General features: G+C 71.9%; 26 protein-coding genes and 1 tRNA gene. 11 read left to right on the top strand and 16 right to left on the bottom strand.

Features of this window, described 5'->3' with window-relative positions; genetic code table 11:
- Positions 1–25 precede the first annotated feature (25 nt).
- Positions 26–862, bottom strand: a complete 837-nt coding sequence (locus HGB54_RS03610; protein WP_168915241.1) for an ATP-binding protein — start codon at positions 860–862, stop codon at positions 26–28.
- Positions 863–1,136: 274 nt separating this feature from the next.
- On the opposite strand from HGB54_RS03610, the gene HGB54_RS03605 reads away from it, so the two are divergent.
- Positions 1,137–1,228, top strand: a tRNA-OTHER gene (locus HGB54_RS03605).
- A complete protein-coding gene (locus HGB54_RS03600; protein ID WP_168915240.1) occupies positions 1,202–2,143 on the top strand; it encodes a hypothetical protein in 942 nt (313 codons plus the stop codon). The genes HGB54_RS03605 and HGB54_RS03600 overlap by 27 nt, the downstream gene beginning before the upstream one ends.
- A gap of 7 nt (positions 2,144–2,150) precedes the next feature.
- Here the strand turns inward: HGB54_RS03600 and ychF are convergent, their stop codons facing one another.
- On the bottom strand, positions 2,151–3,224 hold the full coding sequence (gene ychF / locus HGB54_RS03595) for a redox-regulated ATPase YchF (RefSeq protein WP_168915239.1): 1,074 nt from the start codon (positions 3,222–3,224) through the stop codon (positions 2,151–2,153).
- Positions 3,225–3,332: 108 nt separating this feature from the next.
- Here ychF and HGB54_RS03590 point away from each other — a divergent pair, with 108 nt between their 5' ends.
- Positions 3,333–5,174 (top strand): gamma-glutamyltransferase family protein, encoded by a 1,842-nt coding sequence (locus HGB54_RS03590; RefSeq protein ID WP_168915238.1) that lies wholly within the window; start codon positions 3,333–3,335, stop codon positions 5,172–5,174.
- Between the two features lie 270 nt (positions 5,175–5,444).
- Here HGB54_RS03590 and HGB54_RS03585 read toward each other — a convergent pair whose 3' ends face one another.
- The 5 genes from HGB54_RS03585 to HGB54_RS03565 form a co-directional block, all read right to left on the bottom strand.
- Positions 5,445–5,855, bottom strand: coding sequence for an SDR family oxidoreductase (locus HGB54_RS03585; protein WP_168915237.1), 411 nt, complete (start codon positions 5,853–5,855; stop codon positions 5,445–5,447).
- 32 nt (positions 5,856–5,887) lie between these two features.
- Positions 5,888–6,400 carry a metallophosphoesterase family protein gene (locus HGB54_RS03580; protein WP_168915236.1) on the bottom strand — a complete coding sequence of 171 codons (513 nt, stop codon included), beginning with the start codon at positions 6,398–6,400 and terminating at the stop codon, positions 5,888–5,890.
- A gap of 5 nt (positions 6,401–6,405) precedes the next feature.
- Positions 6,406–7,461 (bottom strand): LLM class flavin-dependent oxidoreductase, encoded by a 1,056-nt coding sequence (locus tag HGB54_RS03575; protein ID WP_168915235.1) that lies wholly within the window; start codon positions 7,459–7,461, stop codon positions 6,406–6,408.
- Positions 7,462–7,519: 58 nt separating this feature from the next.
- Positions 7,520–8,026, bottom strand: coding sequence for a pyridoxamine 5'-phosphate oxidase family protein (locus tag HGB54_RS03570; RefSeq protein ID WP_168915234.1), 507 nt, complete (start codon positions 8,024–8,026; stop codon positions 7,520–7,522).
- Between the two features lie 268 nt (positions 8,027–8,294).
- Entirely contained in the window at positions 8,295–9,242 is a 948-nt protein-coding gene (locus tag HGB54_RS03565) for a DMT family transporter (protein ID WP_168915233.1), read from the bottom strand.
- A gap of 67 nt (positions 9,243–9,309) precedes the next feature.
- Here HGB54_RS03565 and HGB54_RS03560 point away from each other — a divergent pair, with 67 nt between their 5' ends.
- Positions 9,310–9,924, top strand: a complete 615-nt coding sequence (locus HGB54_RS03560; protein ID WP_168915232.1) for an exonuclease domain-containing protein — start codon at positions 9,310–9,312, stop codon at positions 9,922–9,924.
- Positions 9,925–9,932: 8 nt separating this feature from the next.
- On the opposite strand, the gene HGB54_RS03555 is transcribed toward HGB54_RS03560, so the two are convergent.
- The 3 genes from HGB54_RS03555 to HGB54_RS03545 form a co-directional block, all read right to left on the bottom strand.
- The gene (locus tag HGB54_RS03555; RefSeq protein WP_168915231.1) at positions 9,933–10,511 is read right to left on the bottom strand and encodes an OsmC family protein; all 579 of its coding nucleotides are present in this window, start codon (positions 10,509–10,511) and stop codon (positions 9,933–9,935) included.
- A gap of 173 nt (positions 10,512–10,684) precedes the next feature.
- Positions 10,685–12,190: a CoA-acylating methylmalonate-semialdehyde dehydrogenase gene (locus HGB54_RS03550; RefSeq protein WP_168915230.1), complete on the bottom strand. Its 1,506-nt coding sequence runs from the start codon at positions 12,188–12,190 to the stop codon at positions 10,685–10,687.
- Between the two features lie 151 nt (positions 12,191–12,341).
- Positions 12,342–13,256 (bottom strand): LysR family transcriptional regulator, encoded by a 915-nt coding sequence (locus tag HGB54_RS03545; RefSeq protein WP_168915229.1) that lies wholly within the window; start codon positions 13,254–13,256, stop codon positions 12,342–12,344.
- A gap of 76 nt (positions 13,257–13,332) precedes the next feature.
- Here HGB54_RS03545 and rmuC point away from each other — a divergent pair, with 76 nt between their 5' ends.
- Positions 13,333–14,664, top strand: a complete 1,332-nt coding sequence (rmuC, locus tag HGB54_RS03540; RefSeq protein ID WP_168915228.1) for a DNA recombination protein RmuC — start codon at positions 13,333–13,335, stop codon at positions 14,662–14,664.
- Between the two features lie 10 nt (positions 14,665–14,674).
- Positions 14,675–14,944, top strand: coding sequence for a VOC family protein (locus HGB54_RS03535; RefSeq protein WP_168915227.1), 270 nt, complete (start codon positions 14,675–14,677; stop codon positions 14,942–14,944).
- A gap of 15 nt (positions 14,945–14,959) precedes the next feature.
- Here HGB54_RS03535 and glpX read toward each other — a convergent pair whose 3' ends face one another.
- Entirely contained in the window at positions 14,960–15,952 is a 993-nt protein-coding gene (gene glpX, locus HGB54_RS03530) for a class II fructose-bisphosphatase (protein ID WP_168915226.1), read from the bottom strand.
- A 153-nt stretch (positions 15,953–16,105) separates the two neighbouring features.
- Here glpX and fbaA point away from each other — a divergent pair, with 153 nt between their 5' ends.
- Positions 16,106–17,134: a class II fructose-bisphosphate aldolase gene (gene fbaA, locus HGB54_RS03525; protein WP_168915225.1), complete on the top strand. Its 1,029-nt coding sequence runs from the start codon at positions 16,106–16,108 to the stop codon at positions 17,132–17,134.
- A gap of 19 nt (positions 17,135–17,153) precedes the next feature.
- Here the strand turns inward: fbaA and HGB54_RS03520 are convergent, their stop codons facing one another.
- The 5 genes from HGB54_RS03520 to HGB54_RS03500 are packed head-to-tail and all read right to left on the bottom strand — an operon-like array spanning position 17,154 to position 23,102.
- Entirely contained in the window at positions 17,154–18,353 is a 1,200-nt protein-coding gene (locus HGB54_RS03520; RefSeq protein ID WP_168915224.1) for a hypothetical protein, read from the bottom strand.
- Complete coding sequence (locus tag HGB54_RS03515) at positions 18,350–19,555, bottom strand: sensor histidine kinase (RefSeq protein WP_168915223.1); 1,206 nt, start codon at positions 19,553–19,555, stop codon at positions 18,350–18,352. The genes HGB54_RS03520 and HGB54_RS03515 overlap by 4 nt, the downstream gene beginning before the upstream one ends.
- Positions 19,556–19,600: 45 nt before the next feature.
- The gene (locus HGB54_RS03510; protein WP_168915222.1) at positions 19,601–20,776 is read right to left on the bottom strand and encodes a hypothetical protein; all 1,176 of its coding nucleotides are present in this window, start codon (positions 20,774–20,776) and stop codon (positions 19,601–19,603) included.
- On the bottom strand, positions 20,773–22,062 hold the full coding sequence (locus HGB54_RS03505; RefSeq protein WP_168915221.1) for an ATP-binding protein: 1,290 nt from the start codon (positions 22,060–22,062) through the stop codon (positions 20,773–20,775). Before HGB54_RS03505 ends, HGB54_RS03510 begins: the two co-directional genes overlap by 4 nt.
- Before the next feature lie 44 nt (positions 22,063–22,106).
- On the bottom strand, positions 22,107–23,102 hold the full coding sequence (locus HGB54_RS03500) for a 4-hydroxy-3-methylbut-2-enyl diphosphate reductase (protein WP_168916781.1): 996 nt from the start codon (positions 23,100–23,102) through the stop codon (positions 22,107–22,109).
- A gap of 194 nt (positions 23,103–23,296) precedes the next feature.
- Here HGB54_RS03500 and xseA point away from each other — a divergent pair, with 194 nt between their 5' ends.
- The 4 genes from xseA (at position 23,297) to HGB54_RS03480 (ending at position 26,152) form a co-directional block, all read left to right on the top strand.
- The gene (xseA, locus tag HGB54_RS03495) at positions 23,297–24,559 is read left to right on the top strand and encodes an exodeoxyribonuclease VII large subunit (RefSeq protein WP_168915220.1); all 1,263 of its coding nucleotides are present in this window, start codon (positions 23,297–23,299) and stop codon (positions 24,557–24,559) included.
- Position 24,560: 1 nt separating this feature from the next.
- On the top strand, positions 24,561–24,806 hold the full coding sequence (locus HGB54_RS03490; RefSeq protein WP_168915219.1) for an exodeoxyribonuclease VII small subunit: 246 nt from the start codon (positions 24,561–24,563) through the stop codon (positions 24,804–24,806).
- The gene (locus HGB54_RS03485) at positions 24,803–25,441 is read left to right on the top strand and encodes a DUF4245 domain-containing protein (protein WP_168915218.1); all 639 of its coding nucleotides are present in this window, start codon (positions 24,803–24,805) and stop codon (positions 25,439–25,441) included. The genes HGB54_RS03490 and HGB54_RS03485 overlap by 4 nt, the downstream gene beginning before the upstream one ends.
- Before the next feature lie 66 nt (positions 25,442–25,507).
- A complete protein-coding gene (locus HGB54_RS03480; protein WP_228545919.1) occupies positions 25,508–26,152 on the top strand; it encodes a carbonic anhydrase in 645 nt (214 codons plus the stop codon).
- Position 26,153 lies beyond the last annotated feature (1 nt).

The following is a 26,153-nucleotide window of genomic DNA, read 5'->3' as shown; positions in this document are numbered from 1 at the left end:
GGCGAGCCTCAAAGTGGTCCTCAAGTTAGGCCTCGGCGACCTGCATCAGGGAACCCAGCAGTGAGGTCTCCTGCTCCAGATCGACGAGCATCGCTTCGTTCGCATGCTCAGCCATGTCGCCCCATAAGACGTAAGCAGCGAAGTTGAAGTCGGCGAAGCGCCTAATCGGTGTTTCTTCGATCGGAAGACCCTGCTCATCGCAGAGATACAGTGCCCGGCCTTTCACCTCTCGCCACTCGACGACCCTCAGGGTGGCCCTGCGCTCGACACCCCCGTACGACCAACTCAGATCGCGTAGCGTCTCACGTTCGATGCTTGCGGCGGGGTCGATCTTGACACCGTCGTACCGGACTTCGATCGTCGGGAAAGTGAGCAGATGCAGAGCGAGGGCACCGCCAATACGTGGCCGCGCGGCATCCCCCTCGAGCCGGCCGAGTGAATCTCTCCCTTCCGCACGGAACTCCGTGTAGGTCGGACCTTGAGCGTCGACAGGATCGGGGCCGGTGAAATCGTTGCGATTGTCAATAGTCGACGACAATCGCGTCTTTTTGAACGCACCCGTTGCGTCCTGACCGACGGTCTCCCACGTGACACGGGTCCCCAATGCGAAGGCCCTCAGACGCCCCTGACCGAGCCTGCCGTGCAGCGGTCGGTTCTCGCGTTCGGTAAAGCGCGCCCCAAGCTTCCAAGAGTTCCCCACCCACTTGAAATCCTGCTCGACACGCTCCGGGCTCATCCCGAGGCCGTCATCGCGCACAGCCACCCCGACAATGCCGTCGGCGACATTGCGGTCAAGAGTGACCGTCACCTTGTTGGCGTCAGCATCGAGGCTGTTCCAAATGAGCTCGATGACCGCTCGCACGGGATCAGTCTCGCCAGCGAGGCGCTGAACAAGGTCATTCCCAGCAGTGAGAGTAATCCGAGGCATGGCTTCAGTGTGCCAGCAGCCGGCGACAGTGGCTTCAAGGGTGACGAGGCGTGCAGTGCGCCGAATGCCATTGGTTACTCCCGCACCGCCACCGAGCGCAAGAAGCTAGACCAGCGGATGGATCAGGAAATCTGTCTGGAGCGGCGAATGCCCCCTGGGACGTACGTGAACGGCCACGACCTGCTTCTCGGCGGCTGTATGCTGAGGTTGCGCTGATGGTCTAATTGGCAAGATGGCAGCCTTCATCCGCCTTCGGGCTCCTAAGAGCTGCAGATGCTCGTTCAAATCGAGCCAGCGTACGTGGATCGTGAAAAGCTTGGAATCAGAACTACGCCAGCGCGTGTGGACTTCAAGCGAAATGCAGGACAAAACAATCATTTTGTCATAACCGCTCTTGTCGGTCTCGATGCAGTTCGACAAGGGAAAGCAGACCTTGGCTCCGAGTTCTCTACATCGTGGAGCCCAAAGGACGTGAAGCAGTCCTCGGTGCGCAGTCGCGAATACGTGTTAGTTACGTCACTTGCATGGATCACCGACCTTGTCGATGTTTACCGTAAACGAATCATCGAAATGCGCGCGGTTATAACGGAGCAAGATTCCATTCGCATAAACAAGCTGGATAGTCGAGGGCAGAAACTCACCGAGAGCGCCATGCATCTCGGCATCCCGGGGGATAGTCAGGACCTTTTGATGGTCCTGTTTGCTATCAAATGGCGCAACGCGATAGTCCACTCTGACGCAGAGCGCAGACTCGGAGCCAGCCTGAGAGCGGATTTAGTAAAGAAGCAGGTCGATATCGCTAGTTCACACAGAGGGCTCGACGTAAATCGCTCGATCGCCTCCTATGAAAGCGGGAAACCGCCGACCTTCAAGGAAGTTGCTTCATTTATTGCGGGGGCCCATTCACTGATCGCCTCTATCGACTCCAAAGCAATCGAGCAAATGGACGTTCAGGAACATGCCGAATCTTTGCTTCGCGAGCACTTCTCAGTCAAATTCGCTAACAATCGTCAGATTTTTGCTCAGTTCTGGCCAGGGGATCCCAAGAAGTCTCACAAACGGATCGGGACGCTACTAGTTCAACTCGGATTCACTGAAATCGATGCGAGGGCTTCTTTAGCTCCTGAATTTGTTGAATCGGTTGCAAGGTTGTCGGCAAGCGAAGCCCGCGGACGTTTTGAGGTGCACGCGACCGAACAAAACGACGCAAGCTGACAAGGCGCTACACGTTGAAGCGGAACTCCACCACGTCCCCGTCCTGCATGACGTAGTCCTTGCCCTCGATGCGGGCCTTGCCCTTGGCGCGGGCCTCGGCGATCGAGCCGGTCGCGACAAGATCGTCGAAGCCGATGATCTCGGCCTTGATGAAGCCCTTCTCGAAATCGGTGTGGATGACGCCCGCGGCCTGCGGAGCCTTCCAGCCCTTGCCGATCGTCCAGGCGCGGGACTCCTTGGGGCCGGCGGTGAGGTACGTCTGCAGGCCGAGCGTGTCGAAGCCGATGCGGGCGAGCTGGTGCAGGCCGCTCTCGGTCTGACCGGTCGACGCGAGCAGCTCCGCGGCGTCGTCGGCGTCGAGCCCGATGAGCTCGCTCTCGATCTTGGCGTCGAGGAAGACGGCCTGAGCCGGGGCGACAAGAGCCGCCAGCTCGGACATGCGCGCAGCATCCCCCAGCACCCCCTCGTCGACGTTGAAGACGTAGATGAACGGCTTCGCGCTGAGCAGGCCCAGTTCGCGGATGGGCGAGGCGTCGAAGCCGGCCGTCGAGAGGGTCGTGCCGCTCTCGAGGATCGTGCGGGCGGCGAGGGCGGCCTCGAGCACGGCGGGCTCGAGCTTCTTGCCCTTCACCTCCTTCTCGTAGCGCGGGATGGCCTTCTCGAGCGTCTGCAGGTCGGCCAGCATGAGTTCGGTGTTGATGATCTCCATGTCGCCGGCCGGGTCGACCTTGCCGGCGACGTGCACGACGTCGTCGTCGGTGAAGGCGCGCACCACCTGGGCGATCGCCTCCGCCTCGCGGATGTTCGCGAGGAACTGGTTGCCGAGCCCCTCGCCCTCGCTCGCGCCCTTCACGATGCCGGCGATGTCGACGAACGACACGGTCGCGGGCAGGATCTTCTCGCTGCCGAAGATGCCCGCGAGCACCTGCAGGCGCGGGTCGGGCAGCTCGACGATGCCGACGTTCGGCTCGATCGTCGCGAACGGGTAGTTCGCCGCGAGCACGTCGTTGTTGGTCAGCGCGTTGAACAGGGTGGACTTGCCGACGTTGGGCAGGCCGACGATGCCGATAGTGAGAGCCACGGGGGTCGAGTCTACCGGCGGGGTCGGGCGGGCCGGTTCGACGGCGGCTGCGCCGATGAGGGGCGATGGATGCTCAGGGCGGCCAGGCCGCCGGGTTAGCGTGGTGCGATGAGCACCGACGCCCACGCCGCCCCCGCCACCCCTTCTGCCTTCACGCCTCCCCCGGCCGACCTCACCCGCCCGGAGCTGCGCGGCACCTTCGGAATGGCGGCGAGCACGCACTGGCTCGCCACCGCCACGGCCCAGTCGGTGCTCGAGCGCGGCGGCACGGCCGTCGACGCCGCCGTCGCCTGCGCCTTCGTGCTGCACGTCGTCGAGCCGCACCTGAACGGCCCCGGCGGCGACCTCACCGGCATCATCGCTCCCGCGGGCGAGGCGCCCATCGTGCTCGCCGGCCAGGGCGCGGCCCCCGCCGCCGCGACGATCGAGCACTACCGCTCGCTCGGGCTCGACGAGGTGCCCGGCGCCGGCGTGCTGGCCGCGGCCGTTCCCGGCTCGGTGGTCACGTGGCTGCAGCTGCTCGCCGACCGCGGCACCTGGGAGCTGCGCGACGTGCTCGCCCCGGCCCTCGGCTACGCGAAGAACGGCCACCCCGTCCATCCCGCCGTCGTGCGCACGATCGCGGCCGTCGCGCCGCTGTTCGAGCAGCACTGGCGCACCTCCTACGACCAGTGGATGCCCGAGGGGCGCATCCCGGAGGCGGGCGACATGATCCGCAACGAGCCGTGGGCCGCGACGCTCACGCGCCTCATCGGTGCGGGTGAGTCGAACGCGACGCGCGAGGAGCGCATCCATGCTGCGATCGGAATGTGGAGGGCGGGGCCGATCGCGCAGGCGGTCGAGGAGTTCGTGCAGCGACCGAGCTGGCACTCGACGGGCGGCGACCACGCGGGCGTCATCACGGCGGCCGACATGGCCGGCTTCGCGCCCCGCTTCGAGCCGCCGATCTCGCGCACCTTCCGCGGCGTCGACGTACTGAAGGCCGGGCCCTGGACGCAGGGGCCGGTGATGCTGCAGACCCTCGCCATCCTGGAGGCGCGCGCGGCGACGCACGGCGACGAGGTGCTCGACCCCTCGACCGAGCTCGGCGTGCACACCATCACCGAGGCGCTGAAGCTCGCGATGGCGGATCGCGACGCCTGGTACGCCGACCCCGACGTGGTCGACGTGCCGCTCGACGCCATGCTCGAGCGGTCGTACGCGGCCGAGCGCGCCGCCCTCATCGGCGAGACCGCGTCGCACGAGGTGCGTCCCGGAGCCCCCGGCGGGCGCACGCCCTGGCAGCCGCCGATCGTGCTCAAGGACGCCGTCGCGGCCGTCGCCGGAGCGGGCGAGCCGACGATCGACCGCTCGGGCCGCACCCGCGGCGACACCTGCCACCTCGACGTCGTCGACCGGTGGGGCACGCTGATCTCGGTGACGCCCTCCGGCGGCTGGCTGCAGTCGTCGCCGTTCATCCCCGAGGTCGGGTTCTGCCTGGGCACGCGCGCGCAGATGATGTGGTTGGACACGTCGTCGCCGTCAGCGCTGACGCCCGGCGTTCGGCCCCGCTCGACGCTGTCGCCGACGATGCTGGCGCGCGAGGGCATCCCGTTCGAGGCTCTGGGCACCCCGGGCGGCGACCAGCAGGACCAGTGGCAGCTGCTCTACGTGCTGCGCCGCATCGTCGGCGGCTATGCGCCGCAGGCGGCGATCGATGCGCCGATGTTCCACACGGACTCGCTCGTGGCGTCGTTCCAGCCGCGCACGGTGCAGCCGGCGTCGCTGACGGTCGAGTCGCGGCTCGGTTCCTCGGTCATCGAGGGGCTGCGGTCCCGCGGGCACGACGTGACGGTCGCCGGGCCGTGGACGCTCGGACGCCTCAGCGCCGTCGGCATCGAGCGCACGCGCGGCTGGATGTACGCGGCGGCGAACTCGCGCGGGGCGCAGGGGTACGCGGCCGGGCGGTAGGGATGCGCGGCGCGGGTCGCGCGCCTCGGGCGAGCCGCGCGCCGCTGGCCGTTAGGGCTTGCGGCCTCACCCTGCCGAGTTGCACGTTCCGCGTCGAGATGCGCCTTCGAAAGCCTCCACTCGGCAGGAATCCGCAATTGGGCGAGAGCGGAACGCGTTTCGGCTCGCTGGGCGGGTCTGTTCTCCGCGCCCCTTCCACAACCACGGAACGGCCGAGTCCGTCTCACTCACTCCGCAGTTGTGGAAGGCGCCGAGGAGGGGAACCGGCCGTCAGACCGAGAAGCCGCCGTCGCTGGTGAGCAGCTGCCCCGAGATCCAGCGGCCCTCGGGCGAGAGCAGGAAGTCGACGAGTCGCGCCGCATCCTCCGGCGTGCCGAGCCGACCGGTCGGCTGACGCGCGGTCAGGTGCTCGCGCACCTCGTCCGTCATCCAGCCGGTGTCGACCGGTCCGGGGTTGATGAGGTTCGCCGTCAGCCCGAGGTGCCCGAGCTCGCGCGCCGCCGCGATGACGATGCGGTCGAGCGCGCCCTTGCTCGCGCCGTAGGGCAGGTTGTCGACGACGTGGTCGCTCGTGAAGGCGACGATGCGCCCCTCCCCCTCGGGCACCTGCCGCGCGACCGCCGCGAGTCGGCCGACCCCGGTGATGAGCACGGGCGCGGACTGCGTCGGTGAGGAATCCATCGAGGAAGGCTAGCCGAGCGTGGAGCAAGGCCTCAGCGCGGCGTCGGCACCAGCTCGACCGAGTGCAGCCGCCCGCCCGAGACCTCGGCGGTCATGACCGTTCCGACGGGCTGACGCCGGCGGTCGGTCGGGCTGCCCGGGTTGAGCAGGCGCAGTCCGCCCGGGGTGGTCGAATCCCAGGGGATGTGCGAGTGGCCGAAGACGAGCACGTCGGCCGGAGCATCCACCGACGCACCGAACTGAGCATCGCAGCGCCGTTCGCGTCCTGCCGCGGCGCCCGTCTCGTGGATGACCGCGATGCGCACCCCGTCGACCTCGACCCGCGCGACCTCGCCGAGGCGCGCATGCAGCTCGGGGCCGTCGTTGTTGCCCGCCACGCCGACCAGACGCCGGGAGCGCGACGACAGCTCGTCGAGCGTCGCCACGTCGACCCAGTCGCCCGCGTGGATGACGAGGTCGGCCTGCTCGACCAGCTCCCACACCTGCGGCTGCAGCACCTTCGCGCGCAGGGGCAGATGGGTGTCGCTGAGCAGGAGGAGGCGCACGAGAGCTAGGCCAGCGACGGCGCCCGCGCCGCGTCGACGACCGGCATGACGTCCCGGGCGAGAGCGCCGAGCATCCGCGCGTTGATGTCGACGCCGAGCTGGTTCGGCACGGTCACGAGAAGGGTGTCGGCGGCCTGCACGGCGGCGTCCTGCGCGAGCTCGGCGGCGATCTGCTCGGGCGTGCCGATGTAGCTGCGGCCGAAGCGCGAGCGCGAGCCGTCGAGGATGCCCACCTGGTCGCGCTGCTCGGCCTGCGCGTGCAGCGCGAACCAGTGCGCCGTCTCGTCGTCGATGATCGGCAGGATGCTGCGGCTCACCGACACGCGCGGGGCGTGCGCCCATCCGGCCGCCCGCCAGGCCTCGTGGAACAGTGCGATCTGCTCGGCCTGCAGCTCGTCGAAGGGCACGCCCGTGTCCTCCGTCAGCAGCGTGGAGCTCATGAGATTCATGCCCTGCTCCGCCGTCCAGACGGCGGTGGCCCGGGTGCCGGCGCCCCACCAGATGCGCTCGTCGAGCCCGGGGGCCTGCGGCGTGATGGGCAAGGGCCGGTCGCTGTCGACCATCTGCGGGTTGCCGGGGGCGATGAGCTCGCCGGCGATCGCCGAGCGGAACCGCGCCGTGTGGCGGCGGGCCATGTCGGCGTCCGACTCGCCCTCGACGGCGCCGAGGCCCGTGCCGGGCACGTTCCCGAAGTGCTCGTAGCCCGCCACCGAGGTCTCGGGTGATCCGCGGCTGATGCCGAGCTGCAGCCGGCCGCCGCTGATGAGGTCGGTCGCGGCCGCGTTCTCGGCCATGGCGAGCGGGTTCTCGTAGCGCATGTCGATGACGCCGGTTCCGAGCTCGATGCGGCTCGTGCGCGCCGCGGCGGCGGCGAGCAGCGGCCACGGGCTCGAGTGGTTCTTCGCGAAGTGGTGCACGCGGTAGAAGGCGCCGTCGACGCCGGCCTCCTCCGCGGCGACGGCGAGCTCGACGCCCTGCAGGAGCGCGTCGGCGCCGGTGCGCACCGCGGAGCCGTGGCCGGGCATCCAGTTGCCGAAGGAGAGGAAGCCGAGACGGGTCATGCTCTTCTCAAGCGCCGACCCGCCCCGGCCATTCCCTGCAGCGCCGGAGCCCGGAGAGCTAGAGCTTGACGGTGCCGTGGTCGCCCATGTCGGGCTCGTGGTCGCTCGTCAGGCCGCGCACGAACTCGACGGCCTTCGCGAGGGCGGGCTTGTCGGTGTCCCAGTACTCGGCGGCGGCGAGGTCGACGCGGATGAGGGCGACGCTCGGGTCGGTCTTGCCGCCCTCGAACCAGGCCTCGGCTCCCGGGTTCCACAGCTCGTCGATGAGGGCCGGGTCACGGGTGACGCTCGCGCTGCCGGTGAGCGAGAGGTAGCCCTTCGACTCGCTGATCGACACGTTGACGAACGGGAACGCGGCGAGCTCATCGGTCTTCTCGCTCGGGTGGCCGGTGAAGAAGTAGAGGGCGCCGGGCTCGGAGTCGCGCGTGACGATCGCGAGCGGGCGGGCGTGCAGCGACCCGGAGGAGGTCTGCGTGGTGAGCATGGCGATCGACGCGCGCCCGATGATCTCGTGCACGGTCTCGCGGCGGTCCTGCAGGCTGGAGTCAGAGGTGTTCTCGGTCATCCCTCGACGGTGCCACGCCCGGCCCGCGCGCGGGGGATCCGCTCAGCGCGCATCCAGGTCGCGGCGCGGGTGCGGTCTCCGACCGGGTCGGGCGAGCACGCCGAAACGACGGTTCGCGTCGAGACGCCTCGACGGAAGCGTCGTTTCGACGCCGACCGTCGTCTCGCCGCGATCAGGGCGACTCGCGAGCATCGAGTTGCGCCTTCTCGGCCGAGATGAGGGTTCCGTCGGCGCAACTCGCCAGGAACCCGCAACTCGGCGGCACCCGTTACGCGGGTGGGCGCTCCCCCGACGCGGAGCCCGATTCGGAGACGAAGGCGCCCGGAGGAGCGGACGCGCCGGGCCCGGCCCGCGTCGCCCCGGGCCGCGTCGTCAGCGACACCCCCGCGAGCACGATGAGCCCGCCGACGACCTGCCCGATCGTGATGACGTCGCCGAACAGCAGCGCGATGAGCGCCGTGAACACGGGCAGCAGGTTGAGGAAGACGCCCGTGCGCGAGGGTCCGAGCGTGCTGACGGCGATGTTCCAGAACAGGTAGGCGAGCGCCGAGGGGAACACGATGATCCAGGCGAGCCCGAGCCAGCCGGAACCGCTCGGCGTCGCGCCGAACCCGACGATCGCGACGACGGGGCCGAGCAGCAGGATGCTCATGCCGGCCTGGATCGCGGTGGCCGTGATCGGCGGCGTGCGCACCGTGCGGCCGAGGATGACGTAGGCCGTCCACACCGCGATCGCACCCAGCATGAGCAGGTCGCCGGAGCTGAACGCGAGCTCTCCCCCGCCCTGGCCGGTGAGCACCACGACGAGCACGCCCGCGAACGACACCACGATGCCGGCGATGCCGAGCGCCATGATGCGCTCGCCGAGCACGATCACCGCGGCGATCGCGATGACGGCCGGGTTGATGGCGCTGATCACCGAGGCCGTGACGGGCGAGGTCGTCGCGAGCGCCGCGTAGAGGAAGAGCGTGTACCCGACCATGCCGAGCGCGGCCTGCAGCAGGTGCCGCGGCCACTCGCGCAGGGCATCCCGCCACCGGGGGCGCTCGAGCAGCTGCGCGAGCACGAGCAGGATCGGCAGGGCGCCGACCCAGCGCAGGAAGGTCAGCTCGAGCGGGCTGAACTCGTCGACGACGATCGCCGCGACGACGAAGTTCGACGCCCAGAACAGCTGGGCGAGCACGGGCGGGCTGTAGCGGCGGAGGGCGACGGGCACGCCTCAACGGTAGGGCCGACCGGCGTGGGCGGCGAACGCTGTCGGGGGCGCATGCGAGCATCGGACGGTGCCCCTGAACTTCACCGCCATCGACTTCGAGACCGCCAACAACCACGCGGCCTCGGCCTGCTCGGTGGGGCTCGTGAAAGTCGCCGACGGCCGCGTCGTCGACAAGACCGGCTGGCTCATCCGCCCGCCGATGGGCTTCGATCACATGCTCGAGTGGAACACGCGCATCCACGGCATCACCGCCGCCGACATCGTCGACGCCGCCCTGTGGGCCGATCAGCTGGATGCCCTGCTCGACTTCGTCGACGACGACGTTCTCGTGGCCCACAACGCGGGGTTCGACATGGGCGTGCTGCGCGCCGCCACCGAGGCGAGCGGGCTCGCGGTGCCGAGCCTGCGCTACGCCTGCAGCCTGCGGGTCGCCCGCAAGACCTACCACCTCGACTCGTACCGGCTGCCCGTCGCGGCGATGGCGGCGGGCTTCGAGGACTTCGCGCACCACGACGCGCTCGCCGACGCCGAGGCCTGCGCCGCGATCATGGTGCACGCGGCGAAGCGGCACGACGCCTCCGACGTGGCCGAGCTCGCCCGCATCTGCGGCACGCAGCTCGGCGCGATCGGCCCGGCCGCCGAGGCCGAGGCGGCCGACCGTCGACCCGCGGTGCTCGGCTAGAGCGAGCCTCAGCCCTTGCGCACGACCGCGCTGACGGGCGTCGGGTTGGCGAAGAGGTCAAGCACGGGGCAGTGCGCGTCGACGGCCTCGCGCAGCTCCTGGTAGCGCTCGTCGGTCTCGGGCCCGGTGAGGGTGATGACGAGGCGGATGTCGCTGAAGCCGGCCCGCACGCTCTCGTCGATGCCGAACAGCTTGCGCGCATCCAGGTCGCCCTCGGCGGCGATGTCGATCTCGTCGACGCGGATCCCGAGCGCCTGCGCGTAGAGGCGGTAGACGACGACCTGGCAGGAGATGAGCGCGCCGAGCGCGTACTCGACGGGGCTCGCGGCGACGTCGTCGCCCGCGAGGGCGCCGGGCTCGTCGACGAGGAAGACGTGCTTGCCGGCGCGGATGCTCGTCGCGACCGAGCCCTGCCCCTCCCCCGAGACTCGGTAGGTGAGGTGGGCGGTTCCCGGGTCGGCGGCGATGCGCTCGGCCCAGGCGGTGCCGGCGGCCGTGAGGCGGTCGGCGCGGTCGGCGGCCTCGGCCGACTCGGCCGTCGAGGCGGCAGCGGTGGATGCGGGCTGGGTGTCGGTGAGAAGCGTCATGCCCGGAACGCTAGGCGCGCGGCACGGGGTCGTCGAGGGCGGGCGTCACAGAGCGTCTCCGGCCGTCACACGGGGTCGCGGAGCGTCGCGCGGCGTCACAGACCGGGGACGGGAACGGGGCCCGCGCATCGCGCGGGCCCCGCATCCATTCGCCTCGTCAGGGGGACGAGCGTCTAGCCGTTCTGCGGGAAGCCCAGGTTGAGCCCGCCGTGGCTCGGGTCGAGCCAGCGCGAGGTGATCGCCTTCTCGCGGGTGAAGAAGTGGATGGCCTGGCTGCCGTAGGCCTTGGTGTCGCCGAAGAGCGAGTCCTTCCAGCCGCCGAAGGAGAAGTAGCCGACCGGCACGGGGATGGGCACGTTGATGCCGACCATGCCGACGGTGACCTCGGTCTGGAAGCGGCGGGCCGCCCCGCCGTCGTTGGTGAAGATCGCCGTGCCGTTGCCGTAGCGCGAGCCGTTGATGAGGGCGAGGCCCTCCTCGTAGCTCTGCACGCGCACGACCGAGAGCACGGGGCCGAAGATCTCGTCGGTGTAGACGGCCGAGTCGGTCGGCACCTTGTCGATGAGGGTGGGGCCGAGCCAGAAGCCGTTCGCGTCGCCGTCGATCTCGATGCCGCGCCCGTCGACGACGATCTCGGCGCCATCGGCGATGGCGGTGTCGAGGTAGCCGGCGACCTTGTCGCGGTGCTCCTTCGTGATGAGCGGGCCCATGTCGCAGTTTCGCGTGCCGTCGCCGACCTTCAGGGTGCCGACCCGCTCGGTGATCTTGGCGATGAGCTCGTCGGCGACGGGCTCGACGGCCACGACGACCGAGATGGCCATGCAGCGCTCGCCGGCCGAGCCGAAGCCCGCGTTCACGGCCGAGTCGGCGACGAGGTCGAGGTCGGCGTCGGGCAGCACGAGCATGTGGTTCTTCGCGCCGCCGAGGGCCTGCACGCGCTTGCCGTTGGCGGTGCCGCGCTCGTAGATGTACTTCGCGATCGGGGTCGAGCCGACGAAGCTGATCGCCGCGACGTCGGGGTTGTCGAGCAGGGCGTCGACGCTCTCCTTGTCGCCGTTGACCACGTTGAGCACGCCGTCGGGCAGGCCGCACTCGGTGAGCAGCTCGGCCATCCAGATCGCCGCCGACGGGTCCTTCTCGCTGGGCTTGAGCACGACCGTGTTGCCGGCCGCGATCGCGAGCGGGAAGAACCACAGCGGCACCATCGCCGGGAAGTTGAAGGGGCTGATGATGCCCACGACGCCGACCGGCTGCTTGATCGAGTACACGTCGACGCCGGTCGAGACCTGCTCGCTGTACTCGCCCTTGAGGAGCGAGGGGATGCTCGTCGCGAGCTCGACGACCTCGAGGCCGCGCGCGATCTCGCCGAGGGCGTCGCTCGTGACCTTGCCGTGCTCGGCGGTGAGGATGGCGGCGAGCTCCTCCTTGCGGGCGTTGAGCTTCTCGCGGAAGGCGAACATGATCTGCTGGCGCTTGCCGACCGGAGTGGCGGCCCAGGCGGGCAGCGCGGCCTTCGCGACGGCGACGGCCTCGTCGAGGTCGGCCTTCGTGGCGAGCGAGACCTCGCGGGCGACGACGCCGAGGGCCGGGTTGTAGACGGGCGCGGTGCGGGTGCTGGTGCCGGCGAAGCTCGCGCCGCCTACCCAGTGCTCGACGGTGCGGGAGGTGGTGATCGTCATGCGGGGGCTCCTCGGTGAGTCGGTCGTCCTGCGCGCCGACGGCCTGCGGGCCGGGGCGCTCGAGGCTCAGTCTGCGGCCTCGCCGATCTGCGATCAAGCGACGATGACGCACACGGCATGTGCAGGAATGCACAGGCGCTCGACGGGGGCGTCAGGAGCCCGGCAGCAGCTCCGGGCGGCGCCGGGCGACCTCGTCGAGCAGCGCGGCGCGCACGATGCCGACGGCATCGACGGCGGGGCTGTCGGGGCGCGTCGAGAGGGTGAACTGCAGGCGCAGGTCGACGATGTCGGGCAGCACGGGCGCGAGAGCGGCATCCCGCTCGCCCATGAAGGCGTGCAGCAGGCCGATGCCCGCGCCCACTCGCGCGGCCTCGAGCTGCGCGAACACGCTCGTCGAGGCGAAGCCGGTGCGCATGCCGCCGAGCACGGGCGCGAGATCGAGCTCGGGAACCGTCAGCAGCGCGTCGACGTAGAAGATGAGGTCGTGGCCCTCGAGGTCGGCGAGCGCCGCGATCGGCGCGTGCCGGGCCAGGTACTCGGGCGCGGCGTAGAGGCGCAGGGCGTACTCGGTGAGCGGCTCGGCGCGCACCCGGGCTCCGGCGGCCGAGCCGATCGTGACGGCCAGGTCGAAGCCCGAGGCGCGCAGGCTCAGCGGGCGGGTGGAGGTCACCAGCTCGACGGCGATGCCGGGATGCTCCCGCCGCACCCGCGCGAGCGCCGGCGCGACGAACGTCGCCCCGAAGCCCTCCGGTGCCGCGACCCGCACCGTGCCGCGCACGGCGCCGTCGCCCGACGCCGCCGCCACCACCTGCTCGACCATCCCCTCGAGCGCGGAGGCCCGCTCGACCACCTCGCGCCCGATCGCCGTGAGCGCCCAGCCGTCGACCCCGCGATCGAGCAGTCGCGCGCCGAGCGAGGCCTCGAGCCGGTCGAGCCGGCGCCGCACGGTCGTGTGGTCGACGCCGAGCAGGGCCGCGGCCGAGGTCATGCGCCCGGCCCGCGCGACGGCGAGCAGGTACCGCAGGTCGTCGGTGCTCACGTCCTGGGGGCGCGGAGCGGGCGGCATGCTCCACACCCTACGGCGAGCGCCCCGACCAGGATGCCCGGCCTCGGTGTCGGCGGCCCCTGCCAGACTCCCCGCCATGGACTTCCTGCTCCCCCTCCTCATCGGCCTCGTGGTCGGCATCGTGCTCGGCGCCGTGGTCGGGCTGCTGCTCGCCCGCCGGCAGGGCGCCGGCGTCGAGAACCCGGCGCTCGTCGAGGCCCGGCACCAGGCCCTGCTCGCGCAGGTGCGCGCCGAGGAGCAGGAGCTGCGCGCGCAGCTCGTCGCCGAGAACTCCGGCCTGCGCGCCACGGCCGCGGGTCTGCGCGAGCAGGCCGCGCAGCAGGAGGAGCGATACCGCGACCACGTCGCCCGCGCGCAGGCGGAGCAGCGCGCCCGCGAGGAGCGCGAGCGCGGCGAGAGCCGGGTGCTCGAGAAGCTCGCCCCCGTGCAGGAGCTGCTGCGCACGATGCAGGAGAAGGTCACCGAGCTCGAGGGGCAGCGCAGCCGGCAGCACGGCGAGATCTCGCAGCAGCTGCGCCAGGCGACGGAGGCCGAGGAGCGCCTGCGGGCCACGGCCGAGTCGCTCGCGAGCGCGCTGCGCAACAACGCCACCCGCGGCGTCTGGGGCGAGACGCAGCTGAAGACGCTCGTCGAGAGCGCGGGCCTGCTCAACCGGGTCGACTTCCTGCTGCAGGAGAGCATCGACGCCGACGGGGCGGCCCGCCGGCCCGACATGGTGCTGCGGCTGCCCGGCGGCAAGGCCATCGCCGTCGACGCGAAGGTGCCGTACAACAGCTACATCGAGGCGAGCGCCATCCCCGCGACCGCGACGGGCGCGGAGGAGGCGCGGCGCAACGACCTGCTCGCCGAGCACGCCAAGCGGGTCAAGGCCCACGTCGACGCCCTCGCGGCGAAGAACTACTGGACGGGGCTCGACTCGAGCCCCGAGTTCACGATCGCCTTCATCCCCAACGAGCCCCTGCTCGCCGCGGCGCTCGAGAAGGATCCCGCGCTGCTCGAGTACGCCTTCGGCAAGCGCATCGCGCTCGCGAGCCCGGTGAGCTTCTGGGCGGTGCTGAAGACGGTCGCCTTCACCTGGCAGCAGGACGTCCTCACCGACGAGGCGAAGATGCTCTTCGACCTCTCGAAAGAGCTGTACGCCCGCATCGGCACGCTCGCGACGCACGCCGACGCGCTCGGCGGCACGATCGAGCGCAGCGTGAAGGCCTACAACCAGTTCGCGAGCTCGCTCGAGACCCGGGTGCTCGTGACCGCCCGCCGGCTCGACGGCCTCGACGAGAGCAAGGTCGTGCCGGCGCCGCGCACGATCGACGAGCAGCCGAAGCAGCTCACGGCGGCCGAGCTCACGGAGTCGATGGGCTTCGACGACGGACGAGTCGGGCTATCGGCCGGCGGGGGCGCGGAATAGCCTGCCGCGCATGATCACCCACACCTTCGCCTTCAGCGGCTTCGCGGTGCCCGACATCGAGGTCGACGACATCGACCGCGCCGTCGACGAGCTCGAGGCCGCGGGCGTCGAGCTCGCCCGCTACCCCGGCATGGTGCAGGATGCCCGCGGCATCGCACGGGGCATCGCGCGGGGCATCGCCACGGGCGAGGGGCCCGACATCGCCTGGTTCACCGACCCGGCCGGCAACATCCTCTCGGTGCTGCAGAACCCGCCCGCGCCCGCGCCCGCGGGCGACTGACGGGCGGCGCCGTCGTCAGGCGTCGAGCCACTTCGAGGCCTGGTGGTCGGCGACCACGCGCCGCACGGTGCCCGAGCGCGACCGCAGCACGATCGACTCGGTCGTGATGATCTCGCCCTCGCGGCGCACGCCGCGCACGAGCTCGCCGTCGGTGACGCCCGTGGCCACGAAGAAGGTGTTGTCGCTGCGGACCATGTCGTTCGCCTCGTAGACGTGGTCGAACTTGAGGCCCGCCGCGAGGCCGCGCTGCTTCTCCTCCTCCGAGGTCGGCGCGAGCCGGCCCTGGATGAAGCCGCCCAGCGCCTTGATCGCGCAGACGGTCGCGACGCCCTCGGGGCTGCCGCCCGTGCCGATGGCCATGTCGATGCGGCTGTCGTGGCGGGCGGCGTTGATGCCCGCGGCGACGTCGCCGTCGAGCAGGATGCGGGTGCCGGCGCCGACGGAGCGGATGTCCTCGATGAGCTGCTCGTGGCGGGGCCGGTCGAGCACGGCGATGCGCATCTCCTCCACGGGCTTGCCCTTGGCCTTCGCGAGCGCGCGGATGTTCTCGGCCACGGTCATGCGGATGTCGCAGACCCCGATGCCCTCGTGCCCGGTGACGATCTTGTCCATGTAGAACACGCTCGAGGCGTCGAGCATCGAGCCGCGGTCGGCGACGGCGAGCATCGAGATCGCGTGGCCGCGGCCGGCGGCGGTGAGCGAGGTGCCGTCGATGGGGTCGACGGCGATGTCGCAGGCGGGGCCCTGACCGTTCCCGACCTCCTCGCCGTTGAAGAGCATGGGCGCTTCGTCCTTCTCGCCCTCGCCGATGACGACGACGCCGGCGAAGTTGACCGTTCCGAGGAACTTGCGCATCGCATCCACTGCGGCCCCGTCGGCGGCGATCTTGTCGCCCTTGCCGATGAACGGCGTCGCGCGGATGGCGGCGGCCTCGGTGGAGCGGACGAGCTCCATCGCGAGGTTGCGGTCGGGCTGGAGGTACAGGGCTCCGGTCTGCATGGTCACCATGGTGGCGTCCTCATTCCTGGTCGGTCGAGCGGGCGGAAGGACGCGCCGGGTGGTAGACGACGCTGCCGTCAGCCTAGCGAGTGCCGCCCTCGTCGCGGGATGCCCGCTGGATAGACTGACCGCGTCCTGCCCCACCAGACGCCAAGGAGCACCATGCCCATCGCCACTCCCGAGCAGTACGCCGAGATGCTCGACAAGGCCAAGAAGGGCGGGTTCGCCTACCCCGCCATCAACGTCTCGTCCTCGTCGACGATCAACTCGGTGCTGCAGGGCCTCAGCGAGGCGCAGTCCGACGGCATCATCCAGGTCACCACCGGCGGCGCCGACTTCTTCGCCGGCCAGAGCGTCAAGGCCCGCGCCTCGGGCGCCCTCGCCTTCGCCGCCTTCGCGACCGAGGTCGCCAAGAACTACCCGGTCACCGTCGCGCTGCACACCGACCACTGCCCGAAGGACGCGCTCGACGGCTTCGTCATGCCGCTCATCGAGGCGAGCGAGGCCGAGGTCAAGGCGGGCCGCAACCCGATCTTCCAGTCGCACATGTGGGACGGCTCGGCCGTGCCCCTCGCGGAGAACATCGAGATCGCGCGCGAGCTGCTGCCGCGCATGAAGGCCATCCACTCGATCCTCGAGGTCGAGATCGGCGTCGTCGGCGGCGAGGAGGACGGCGTGCAGCACGAGGGCTCGAACGACGCCCTGTACACGACGCTCGGCGACGTGACCCAGGCCGTCGAGGCCCTCGGGCTCGGCGACCAGGGCCGCTACATGGCGGCCCTCACCTTCGGCAACGTGCACGGCGTGTACAAGCCGGGCAACGTGAAGCTGCGCCCCGAGCTGCTCAAGGAGATCCAGGACGGCATCCAGCAGAAGTACGGCACCGGCGCCCTCCCCCTCGACCTCGTCTTCCACGGCGGGTCGGGCTCGACCGACGCCGAGATCGCCGAGGCCGTGCGCAACGGCGTCATCAAGATGAACATCGACACCGACACGCAGTACGCCTTCAGCCGCTCGGTCGCCGACAGCGTGCTGAAGAACTACGACGGGTTCCTCAAGGTCGACGGCGAGGTCGGCAACAAGAAGGTCTACGACCCGCGCGCCTGGGGCAAGACCGCCGAGACCGCGATGGCGGCCCGCGTCGTCGAGGCCACCCGCCAGCTCGGATCGGCCGGCCACTCCGGCCGCTAGACGACGGGCCCGCCGCGCCTCAGTCGCGCGGTCGGGCCGGGATCGGGGCGGGCGCCCGTTGCACGAGCGACGGGCGCCCGCCGTCGTTCCCGGACACGTCGAACTCCGCCTCGAGGTGGGCGCCGTTGCGCCACCGGATGGAGCGGACGGTCGACTGGAGGGTGACGTAGTAAGGCGCGAGGAACGTGACGCGGCGCCCCTCCGGCAGGGTGCTCGAGAGCCGCACCCCCACGGCCACCGAGCGGCCCTCGGCGGCGACGAGCTCGATGCGCGCCGAGACGAAGCCCGAATCGGGTTGCGCGAGCAGGGCATCCAGCAGCGCGCGCAGCGCCACCCGCTGCGGCAGGGAGAGATCGTCGGCCAGCCGGTCGGGGTCGTCGACGTCGACCGGGTGCCCGTCGACCACTCGCTGGAGCCAGGTCTGGTCGGCGACCGCGACGAGCTCGGCGCGCAGGGCCTCGCCGAGCTCGCGCGCGCGACGGCGGTCGTCGGCCGTGATCTCGTTCCGGTCGACGAGCTCGTGCAGGAACGCCCGAGCCGGGGCGATGCGCCGGGCGGCCGCCGCATCGACGGACGCGGCGAGCTGCGCCTCGGCGTGCCGCGCGCCCGCGTCGGCGGGCGGTACGGCGATCGGCCGCTCGCTCCACCGGGTGATGCGGTACGAGACGGTGCCGCTGAAGACGACGCTCGCGACGAGACCGATCGTGACCGGCGTCGCCGCGATCAGCACGACCGTCAGCAGGGGCCAGCCCTGCTCCTCGGGCGAGACGAGGCCCACGGCGATGAGGACGGTCGCGACGAGGAGGACGGCGCCGTAGCGCAGGAGCTGCAGCACGGTGGAGTACGGGGCGAGACCGACGAGCAGCATGGCGAGGCCGACCGTGGCCCACCACTGGCCGAGCGAGAAGGGCTGGCCGCCGTAGGCGAGCGCCGAGAGCAGCAGCGCCGTAGCGCCGGTCGCGACGATGACCCACGCCCACCGCTCGATGAACGGCGCACGGATCGGGCGCGTCAGGACGTGCAGGCCCAGGTGCCCGACGAGGAGCATGAGCACGGCGGGCAGCTGCGGCAGCGCGCTCGCCGGGTCGGCCTCGCGGCCGAGCTCGATGACCGCGTACGAGGCGGAGGCCAGGGCGACGGCCGCCGGCAGGCTGGTCGTCGTGATCCAGCTGAGCGGATCCGCCGACCACGGGGCGCGGCGGAGCGCCTGCGGCATCATGGGCGCGCCCCCGAACCATCGAGCTCGGCGGGCTCGAGCGGCACGCTCATCATGACCGTCGTACCCTCCGGGCCCGACCACAGCCGCACCGAGCCGCCGACGGCCTCGACGCGCGTGCGGATCGAGCCGCGCACGCCGAGACGGTCGGCGTCGACCGCGTCGAAGCCCCGGCCGTCGTCGACGACGAGCACCGCGAGGGTCTGATCGCGCACGCCGACGACGACCTCGGCGTTGTCGGTCCCCGCGTGGGCGACGACGTTGTCGAGCGCGGCGCGCGCGGCGCCCATGACGGCGCCGGCGCGCCGGTCGTCGATGGGATGCCCCGCGAGCGTCTCGACGCCGCTCAGCTGCACCGTCAGCCCCCGCCACGCGTACTGGCCCGCGAGCTCGAGCAGCTCGGCCGAGAGCTGATGGGGCGGGAGGGACCCCGAGGGCTCCTCGGCGATCGCCACCGGCCGCCCGGCGAGCGCGAGGTCGGAGCGCAGGGACGCGCGCAGCCGGTCGTCGATCGGCCCCGAGCGGGCGGCGACCGCGGCGAGGTCGGCGAGCACGGTGTCGTGGATGACCGCCGCGGAGCGGGCCTCGAGGGCGCCGCGCCGCTCGGTCGCCTCGAGGTCGCGCTGCAGTGCGTCGAGGTCGGGGATGCGGCGCTTGGCCTGCACGCGCGCGATCGCGAGGACGACGTACACGAGCACGAGCACGAGACCCGTGAGCACGGGGCCGAGCCCGACCTCGACCGGCCGGTCGGCGATGAGCAGCCCGAGGGCGACGCTGCCGTGGCCGACGACGGTGCCGGCGATCGTCCAGAGGATGCCGCTGCGGGCGCTGCCGCGCACGGCCCCGACGAGGGCGATGCCGGTGCCGATCCGGTTGAGCAGGTAGGGCGAGGGGTCGTCGAGGCTCGGCAGCGCCTGCATGCCCAGCACGACGTACGCCGTCGAGGCGACGCCCGCTCCGCCGAGGAAGAGCGCGGCCGTCGCCAGCCCCGGCCGCGCGAGCAGCAGCAGCGAGAGCAGCAGCGCCGTCAGGATCGGCGCGAGCACGAGCGGCAGCGCGGGGCCGGCGCCCCGGTCGACGAACACGTCGACGGTGAGCGCGGCGGCGGTCAGCTGGCCGGCCACGAGCACCGCGCGGCCGGCGGTGGCGACGCCCCTCACGATGGTCGATGCGGCGACGTCGCGGGGCAGGGTGATCGAGGCCACGGTCGCCGCTCCTCCCGCTCCCGCCCGTGCGGGCGCAGGTGCAGACTAGCGGCGCGGCGGGCCCGCGGGCGCCCGCGGCGTCGGCCCCGTCGAGGGCGCGGCCACGTCGGCGTCGAAGGCGACGTGCAGCGACTCGCCGTTGCGCCACTCGACCCGCGGCACGACCGACTTCACGGTCAGGTAGTACGGGGTCAGCACCGAGGTGCGCCGGCCCTCGGGCAGCGAGAGCTCGATCGTGAGCGCGACGGCGACGGTGCCCTCGCGGCGCCGCGCGAGCGCCAGCCGCGCCGACCGCACGCCCGCCTGGGGGTCGGAGAACAGCCCGTCGAGGAGCGCGATGAGGGCGCCGCGCTGCTCGACGGTGATGGTCTCGGCGAGCCGCTCCGGGTCGTCGACGAGGACGGCGCGGCCCGCGATGAGCGAGGTGAGCCAGCTCTGCTGGTCGCGCTGCACGAGGTCGCCGCGCAGGCGCTCGGCGAGCATCCCGGCCCGCACGCGGTCGGCCTCGACGATCGCGCCGCGCTCGGCGACCCCCTGCAGGAACACCATGACCTCCGAGCTGAGGCGGTGGTCGGTGACCTCGTCGATGACGGCGAGCACCCGCTCCGAGTCGCCGAGCAGCTCGGCGGTCGTGCGACGATCGGCGCGCCACCCCTCGACGCCGAGCACGAGGGTCGAGGTGAGCACCGACCCGCCGATGAGCGCGAACATCACGGTGGAGGTGGCGATGACCGTGTCGGCGACCGGGGTCGGCGATCCGGCGGCGACGGCGACGAGCGTCGAGGCCGCCGCGGTCACGACGATGACGCCGAGCGAGCCGGGAACGTAGATGCGGCCGGGCACGACCGGGCTGATCGACATGAGAACGAGGGCGGCGCCGAGCGGCGCCCACCAGAGCTCGGCGGTGACGGCCGTGCCCGCGTAGCCGAGGGCGGAGACGACGACGGCGACCGCGACGAGCACGAACACCCCGACCGTCAGCGGGCCGGCCAGCGCGTGCCCCCGCGGCTGGGAGGCGCCGTGGATGAGCAGCGCCGACGACGCCATGACGACGATCGCGAGCACCTGCAGCTCGGGCGCGGGGCCGGCCTGCCCGCCGAGCGAGATCGAGACGACGCCGTGCACGAGGATGAGGCCCGCGACCCAGGCGATGACGATCGAGCTCGTCAGCCAGCCGAGCGTGTCGACCTCGAGGGCCGAGCGCTGCCACCAGGCGCTCATGCCGGGCCGCCGCTGCGCGGTGCGGGGCGGGATGCCGCGCTCGAGCCCGGCTCGGCGCCCGGGCCGCCCGCCGCCAGCGGCAGCGAGAGCACGACCGTGGTGCCGGTCTCGCCCGAGAAGATGCGCACGCGGCCGCCGAGCCGCTCGATCCGCCCGACGATCGACTCGCGCACGCCCAGCCGCTCGGCCGCGACGTCGTGCGGGTCGAAGCCGTGCCCGGTGTCGACGATCATCACCGTCACCGCACGCTCGCTCGTGCCGATCGTGACCTCGGCGCTCGCCGACCCGGAGTGCCGCGCCACGTTGTCGAGCGCGGCGGCGACCGCCTCGACGAGGGCCTCGGCGACGTGGCGGTCGAGCTCGGGCACCGCGTCGACGCCGGAGACGTCGACGCGGAGGCCGCGCCACCGGTAGCCCTCGGCGAGCTCCACGAGGCGCAGCGGCAGCAGGTCGGACGAGGTCGACGCGGTGCCCGCGGCGGTCACCTCGGCGGTGCCGACCACGCGCAGGTCGCGGCGGATGACGCGCTCGAGCCGGGCATCCACCGGACCGTCGAGCGCCCGCGCGACGAGGGTGAGGGAGGAGAGGAGGGTGTCGTGCACGACGGCCGCGGCGGCGCGCTCGCGCAGTCGGCGCGCATGCGCCTCGCGGGTGGCGCGCTCCACCTGCGGCAGGGCCGGCAGCCGACCGCGGGTGCGGCGCCAGCCGAGCGCGACGACGAGGTACGCGACGATGACGATGCCGCCGTCGACGAAGCGGTCGGGCGAGAGTGCGGCGGGAGCGCCGACGGCGAGCGCGCCGAGCACGAGGCCGAGGGTGCCGACGACGAGGCCGAGCACCGACCACCGCACGCCGCTGCGGGCCGTGGGCTGCACCGCGCCGATGAGGGCGAGCGTCCAGGCGGTCGACTCGATCAGGAACGCACCGTGCGCCTCGTCGGCGCTCGAGCGGGCGAGCAGGGTCGCCGACCAGCCGGCCGTGCTGAGCAGCCCGACGACGAGCACGAGCGCGCCGGAGCCGATGCGCGGGCGCAGCAGGTGCAGCACGGCCGTGATGAGCAGCGGCAGCAGCCACACCGTGAGCAGCAGCCCGGTGAGCGCCCCCCGCTCGCCGCCCTGGCGCAGCGAGAGCTCGAGCACGAGGCCCAGGGTCAGCACGAGCGAGGCGATGCCGATGATGCGCTCGGCCGTCGCGAGGCCGCGCGTGAGCGAGGCCGCCGTGAGGTCGCGCGGCGGCGGGAGGGACGACAGCGCCGCCGAGTCCTGACGGGAGCTCGGCGCGGTCATGGGGGGATGGTACGCCCTGGCCCCCCGCGCGCCCCGTGCCGGGGTCAGGTGCGGGTGCGGCCGCCGAGCGCGCGCTCGTCCTGCTTGCCCGACTTGTCGGTGCGCAGCTCCTTCGGCAGCGAGAACATGAGGTCCTCCTCCGCCGTCTTCACGATCGTGACGTCGGCGAAGCCCGCGTCGGCCAGATCGGCCAGCACCTGCTCGACGAGCACCTCGGGCACCGAGGCCCCCGAGCTGACGCCGACGGTCGCGACGCCCTCGAACCAGGCCTGCTCGATCTCGCTCGCGTAGTCGATGCGGTACGCGGCCTTCGCCCCGTACTCGAGCGCGACCTCGACCAGGCGCACGCTGTTGGAGCTGTTGGCCGAGCCGACGACGATCACGAGATCGGCATCCGGCGCCACCTTCTTGATCGCGACCTGGCGGTTCTGGGTCGCGTAGCAGATGTCGTCGCTCGGCGGATCCTGCAGGTGCGGGAACCGGGCGCGCAGGCGCCGCACGGTCTCCATCGTCTCGTCGACGCTCAGCGTGGTCTGCGAGAGCCAGATGAGGGGCTCGTCGGCGGGCACCTCGACGGTGTCGGCCTCCTCGGGCGTGCCGATGAGGATGGTGCGGTCGGGCGCGTGGCCCATGGTGCCCTCGACCTCCTCGTGGCCCTCGTGGCCGATGAGCAGGATGCGGTACTCCTGCTTGGCGAAGCGCACGGCCTCGCGGTGCACCTTGGTGACGAGCGGGCACGTGGCGTCGATGGCGGCGAGGTCGCGGTCGGCGGCGCCCTGCACGACGGCGGGGCTCACCCCGTGGGCGGAGAAGACGATGTGCGAGCCGTGCGGCACCTCCTCGACCTCGTCGACGAAGATCGCGCCGGCCTTCTCGAGCTCGCTCACGACGTGCACGTTGTGCACGATCTGCTTGCGCACGTACACGGGGGCGCCGTACTGCTCGAGCGCCTTCTCGACCGCGATGACCGCGCGGTCGACGCCGGCGCAGTAGCCGCGGGGCGCGGCGAGGAGCACCGAGCGCGGACGGTCGACGGGCATGGGAGTGAGGCGCTCGCGGCGCTCGGGGATGACGGGCGTGGTCAACGTGACGCCGAGGGCGCCGTTCGTGATGGTGCTCACGCTCCCCAGTGTAGGCGGGGGGCCTGGGCGACTCCCCCGATGCGGGCGGCCCGGGCGGCCGCGTCGGTGGCGCCCAGTAGCCTGGCAGCGACCCCTCGAAGGAGCATCCCGTCGTGACCGAGTTCGCCGCACCGTCGACCGACGGTCCCGCCACGGCGGAGTCGCCGTGGCCGGTCGCCGAGCTCTCGCAGAAGATCAAGGGGTACATCGACCGGCTCGGCAGCGTCTGGGTCGAGGGCGAGATCACCCAGTGGGGCGTGTCGGGCGGCAACGTCTACGGCAAGCTCAAAGACCTCTCCGTCGACGCGACCGTCTCGTTCACCGTCTGGTCGTCGGTCAAGGCCAAGCTGCCGGCCGGCCTCGCGCAGGGCGACCGCGTCGTCGCCCTCGTCAAGGCCAACTGGTGGGTCAAGGGCGGCAGCCTCACCATGCAGGTCTTCGACATGCGCCGCGTCGGCCTCGGCGACCTGCTCGAGCGCCTTGAGCGCCTGCGCCAGCAGCTGCGCGGCGAGGGGCTGTTCGACGCCGCCCGCAAGCAGCGGCTGCCGTTCCTGCCGCAGTGCATCGGCCTCGTGACGGGCAAGGACAGCGACGCCGAGAAGGACGTGCTGCGCAACGCGCAGCTGCGCTGGCCGAACGTGCGGTTCCGGGTGCACCACGCGGCCGTGCAGGGCGACCGCGCCGTCGGCGAGCTCGTGGCGGGCATCCGCGCGCTCGATGCCGACCCCGAGGTCGACGTCATCATCGTCGCCCGCGGCGGCGGCGACTTCCAGAACCTGCTGCCCTTCAGCGACGAGGCCGTCGTGCGCGCCGCCGCCGCCGCGACGACGCCGCTCGTGAGCGCCATCGGCCACGAGAACGACCGCCCGCTGCTCGACGACGTCGCCGACCTGCGCGCCTCGACCCCGACCGACGCCGCCAAGCGCGTCGTGCCCGACGTCGGCGAGGAGCTCGCGACCATGCAGCAGGTGCGCTCGCGCATGCTCACGCGCGTCACGGGGGCCATCGCGACCGAGGTCGACCGCATCGCGGCCATCCGCTCGCGCCCCTCGCTCGCCTCCGGCGCCTGGATCGTCGACAGCCGGGCCGACGAGCTCACCCGCATGGTCGCCCGCGGCGCCGAGCTCACTGCGCGGCTCGTCGAGCGCGCCCACCTCGACCTCGGCGAGCGCCGCCGGCAGCTGCGCGCTCTCTCGCCGCAACACACCCTCGACCGCGGCTACGCGATCGTGCAGCGGGCCGACGGCGCCGTACTGCGCGGCCCCGCGGGCGTCGTCGCCGACGAGCCGCTGCGCCTCACCCTCGCCGAGGGCCGGCTCGACGCCCGGGCGGATGCCCCGGCACCTCCCACCCCCGATGCAGAGACGGATTCGTAGCATGGCTGATGTGATCACCCCCGACCTCCCGGCGATCGCCGACCTCGGCTACGAGCAGGCGCGCGACGAGCTCGCCCGCGTCGTCACCGAGCTCGAGCAGGGCGGCGCGACCCTCGAGCAGTCCATCGCCCTGTGGGAGCGCGGCGAGGCGCTCGCCCGCCGCTGCGAGGACTGGCTCATCGGCGCGAAGGAGCGCCTCGACGCCGCCCGCGCGGCCACCGGCGCGAGCCCGGGCGGCTCGTCGTGACCGACCCGGTCACCGGCCGGCCGATCGTCGCCGAGCTCGGGCGCCCCGAGACGCCGCAGGAGAAGGCCGACCGCATCGCCGAGAACCGCCGCAAGCGCCGCGCGAACCAGACGACCCGCAACCTCGTGCTCTCGCTCGTCGCCTCGATGGCGATCGTCATGTTCCTCGTCGTCGTGACCGTGCGCGAGGAGCCCGACGACCTGCTGATCGACTACCGCGCGAGCGCCGTCGAGGCCGAGGGCGGGCTCGGGCAGCAGGTGCTCGCGCCCGACGTGCCCGAGGACTGGGTGAGCAATCGGGCCGACCTCAGCGGCGACGCGACCGTCATCGAGTGGTACATCGGCTTCATCACCCCCGGTGAGCGGTTCCTGGCCCTCGTGCAGGGCTTCGACGCCAACCCGACGTGGCTCGCCGACGAGCTTCGGCAGCCGCGGTCGTCGGAGGAGGTCGAGATCGGCGGCGTCGTCTGGAGCCTCTACGATCGACGCGGGAACGAGGCCGTCGGCAACCGCCAGTACGCCCTCGTGACCGAGACCGCCACGAGCACCGTCGTGCTGTACGGCACGGCGACCGAGGCGGAGTTCGCGCAGCTGGCGACCGCCGTGGCCGCCGAGCTGCCCGAGCCCGCCGAGTAGCCCGCGCCCCGCGCGGGCGCGCCGCGCGCGGCTCGACGATCGACGCGACCGCAGGAGGCAGGCACCATGCCCGAGCAGAACCAGAAGCGCACCCCGGCCGAGGTCTGGCGCGAGATGGAGCGCGGCAACGAGCGCTTCGTCGCCGGCACGCCGCGGCACCCCCGGCAGGACGTCGAGCGCCGCACCGAGCTCGCCGGCTACCAGGCGCCCTCGACCGCCCTGTTCGGATGCTCCGACTCGCGCCTCGCCGCCGAGATCATCTTCGACAAGGGCCTCGGCGACCTCTTCGTCGTGCGCAACGCGGGGCAGGTCATCAGCGACAGCGTCATCGGCTCGCTCGAGTACGCCGTCGCCGTGCTCAAGGTGCGCCTCATCGTCGTCCTCGGCCACGACGAGTGCGGGGCCGTGCGCGCCGCCATCGACTCGCGGCAGCCCGACCCCGCGCCGCTGCCCACGCACATCGCGGGCCTCGTGGCGCGCATCCACCCCGCCGTCGACCGCTGCCTGCTCGCGACCGGCGGCACCGACGTCGGCTCCCTCGACGCGATGGACGTCGGGCGCGAGCACCTGCGCGACACCGTCGGTGAGCTGCTCGCCGCGAGCGAGCTCATCAGCGAGGCGGTCGCCGCGGGTACCCTGGCAGTCGTCGGCGCCAATTACCGCCTCGCCGAGGGCCGTGTCGAGCCCGACGCCGTCGTCGGGCAGATCTGAC

Source organism: Microcella flavibacter (assembly GCF_012530535.1).
In the GTDB taxonomy this organism is placed as follows: domain Bacteria; phylum Actinomycetota; class Actinomycetes; order Actinomycetales; family Microbacteriaceae; genus Microcella; species Microcella flavibacter.
This window is presented reverse-complemented; position numbering and strand designations above follow the sequence as displayed.

What these genes read in the sequence shown, in the direction of transcription:
- HGB54_RS03600 (WP_168915240.1), top strand. Translation starts at nt 1,202, where the DNA reads ATGCTCGTTCAAATCGAGCCAGCGTACGTGGATCGTGAAAAGCTTGGA.
- HGB54_RS03590 (WP_168915238.1), top strand. Translation starts at nt 3,333, where the DNA reads ATGAGCACCGACGCCCACGCCGCCCCCGCCACCCCTTCTGCCTTCACG.
- HGB54_RS03585 (WP_168915237.1), bottom strand. Translation starts at nt 5,855, where the DNA reads ATGGATTCCTCACCGACGCAGTCCGCGCCCGTGCTCATCACCGGGGTC.
- HGB54_RS03575 (WP_168915235.1), bottom strand. Translation starts at nt 7,461, where the DNA reads ATGACCCGTCTCGGCTTCCTCTCCTTCGGCAACTGGATGCCCGGCCAC.
- HGB54_RS03570 (WP_168915234.1), bottom strand. Translation starts at nt 8,026, where the DNA reads ATGACCGAGAACACCTCTGACTCCAGCCTGCAGGACCGCCGCGAGACC.
- HGB54_RS03555 (WP_168915231.1), bottom strand. Translation starts at nt 10,511, where the DNA reads ATGACGCTTCTCACCGACACCCAGCCCGCATCCACCGCTGCCGCCTCG.
- HGB54_RS03550 (WP_168915230.1), bottom strand. Translation starts at nt 12,190, where the DNA reads ATGACGATCACCACCTCCCGCACCGTCGAGCACTGGGTAGGCGGCGCG.
- HGB54_RS03545 (WP_168915229.1), bottom strand. Translation starts at nt 13,256, where the DNA reads ATGCCGCCCGCTCCGCGCCCCCAGGACGTGAGCACCGACGACCTGCGG.
- rmuC (WP_168915228.1), top strand. Translation starts at nt 13,333, where the DNA reads ATGGACTTCCTGCTCCCCCTCCTCATCGGCCTCGTGGTCGGCATCGTG.
- HGB54_RS03535 (WP_168915227.1), top strand. Translation starts at nt 14,675, where the DNA reads ATGATCACCCACACCTTCGCCTTCAGCGGCTTCGCGGTGCCCGACATC.
- glpX (WP_168915226.1), bottom strand. Translation starts at nt 15,952, where the DNA reads ATGGTGACCATGCAGACCGGAGCCCTGTACCTCCAGCCCGACCGCAAC.
- fbaA (WP_168915225.1), top strand. Translation starts at nt 16,106, where the DNA reads ATGCCCATCGCCACTCCCGAGCAGTACGCCGAGATGCTCGACAAGGCC.
- HGB54_RS03520 (WP_168915224.1), bottom strand. Translation starts at nt 18,353, where the DNA reads ATGATGCCGCAGGCGCTCCGCCGCGCCCCGTGGTCGGCGGATCCGCTC.
- HGB54_RS03510 (WP_168915222.1), bottom strand. Translation starts at nt 20,776, where the DNA reads ATGAGCGCCTGGTGGCAGCGCTCGGCCCTCGAGGTCGACACGCTCGGC.
- HGB54_RS03505 (WP_168915221.1), bottom strand. Translation starts at nt 22,062, where the DNA reads ATGACCGCGCCGAGCTCCCGTCAGGACTCGGCGGCGCTGTCGTCCCTC.
- HGB54_RS03500 (WP_168916781.1), bottom strand. Translation starts at nt 23,102, where the DNA reads ATGCCCGTCGACCGTCCGCGCTCGGTGCTCCTCGCCGCGCCCCGCGGC.
- HGB54_RS03490 (WP_168915219.1), top strand. Translation starts at nt 24,561, where the DNA reads ATGGCTGATGTGATCACCCCCGACCTCCCGGCGATCGCCGACCTCGGC.
- HGB54_RS03480 (WP_228545919.1), top strand. Translation starts at nt 25,508, where the DNA reads ATGCCCGAGCAGAACCAGAAGCGCACCCCGGCCGAGGTCTGGCGCGAG.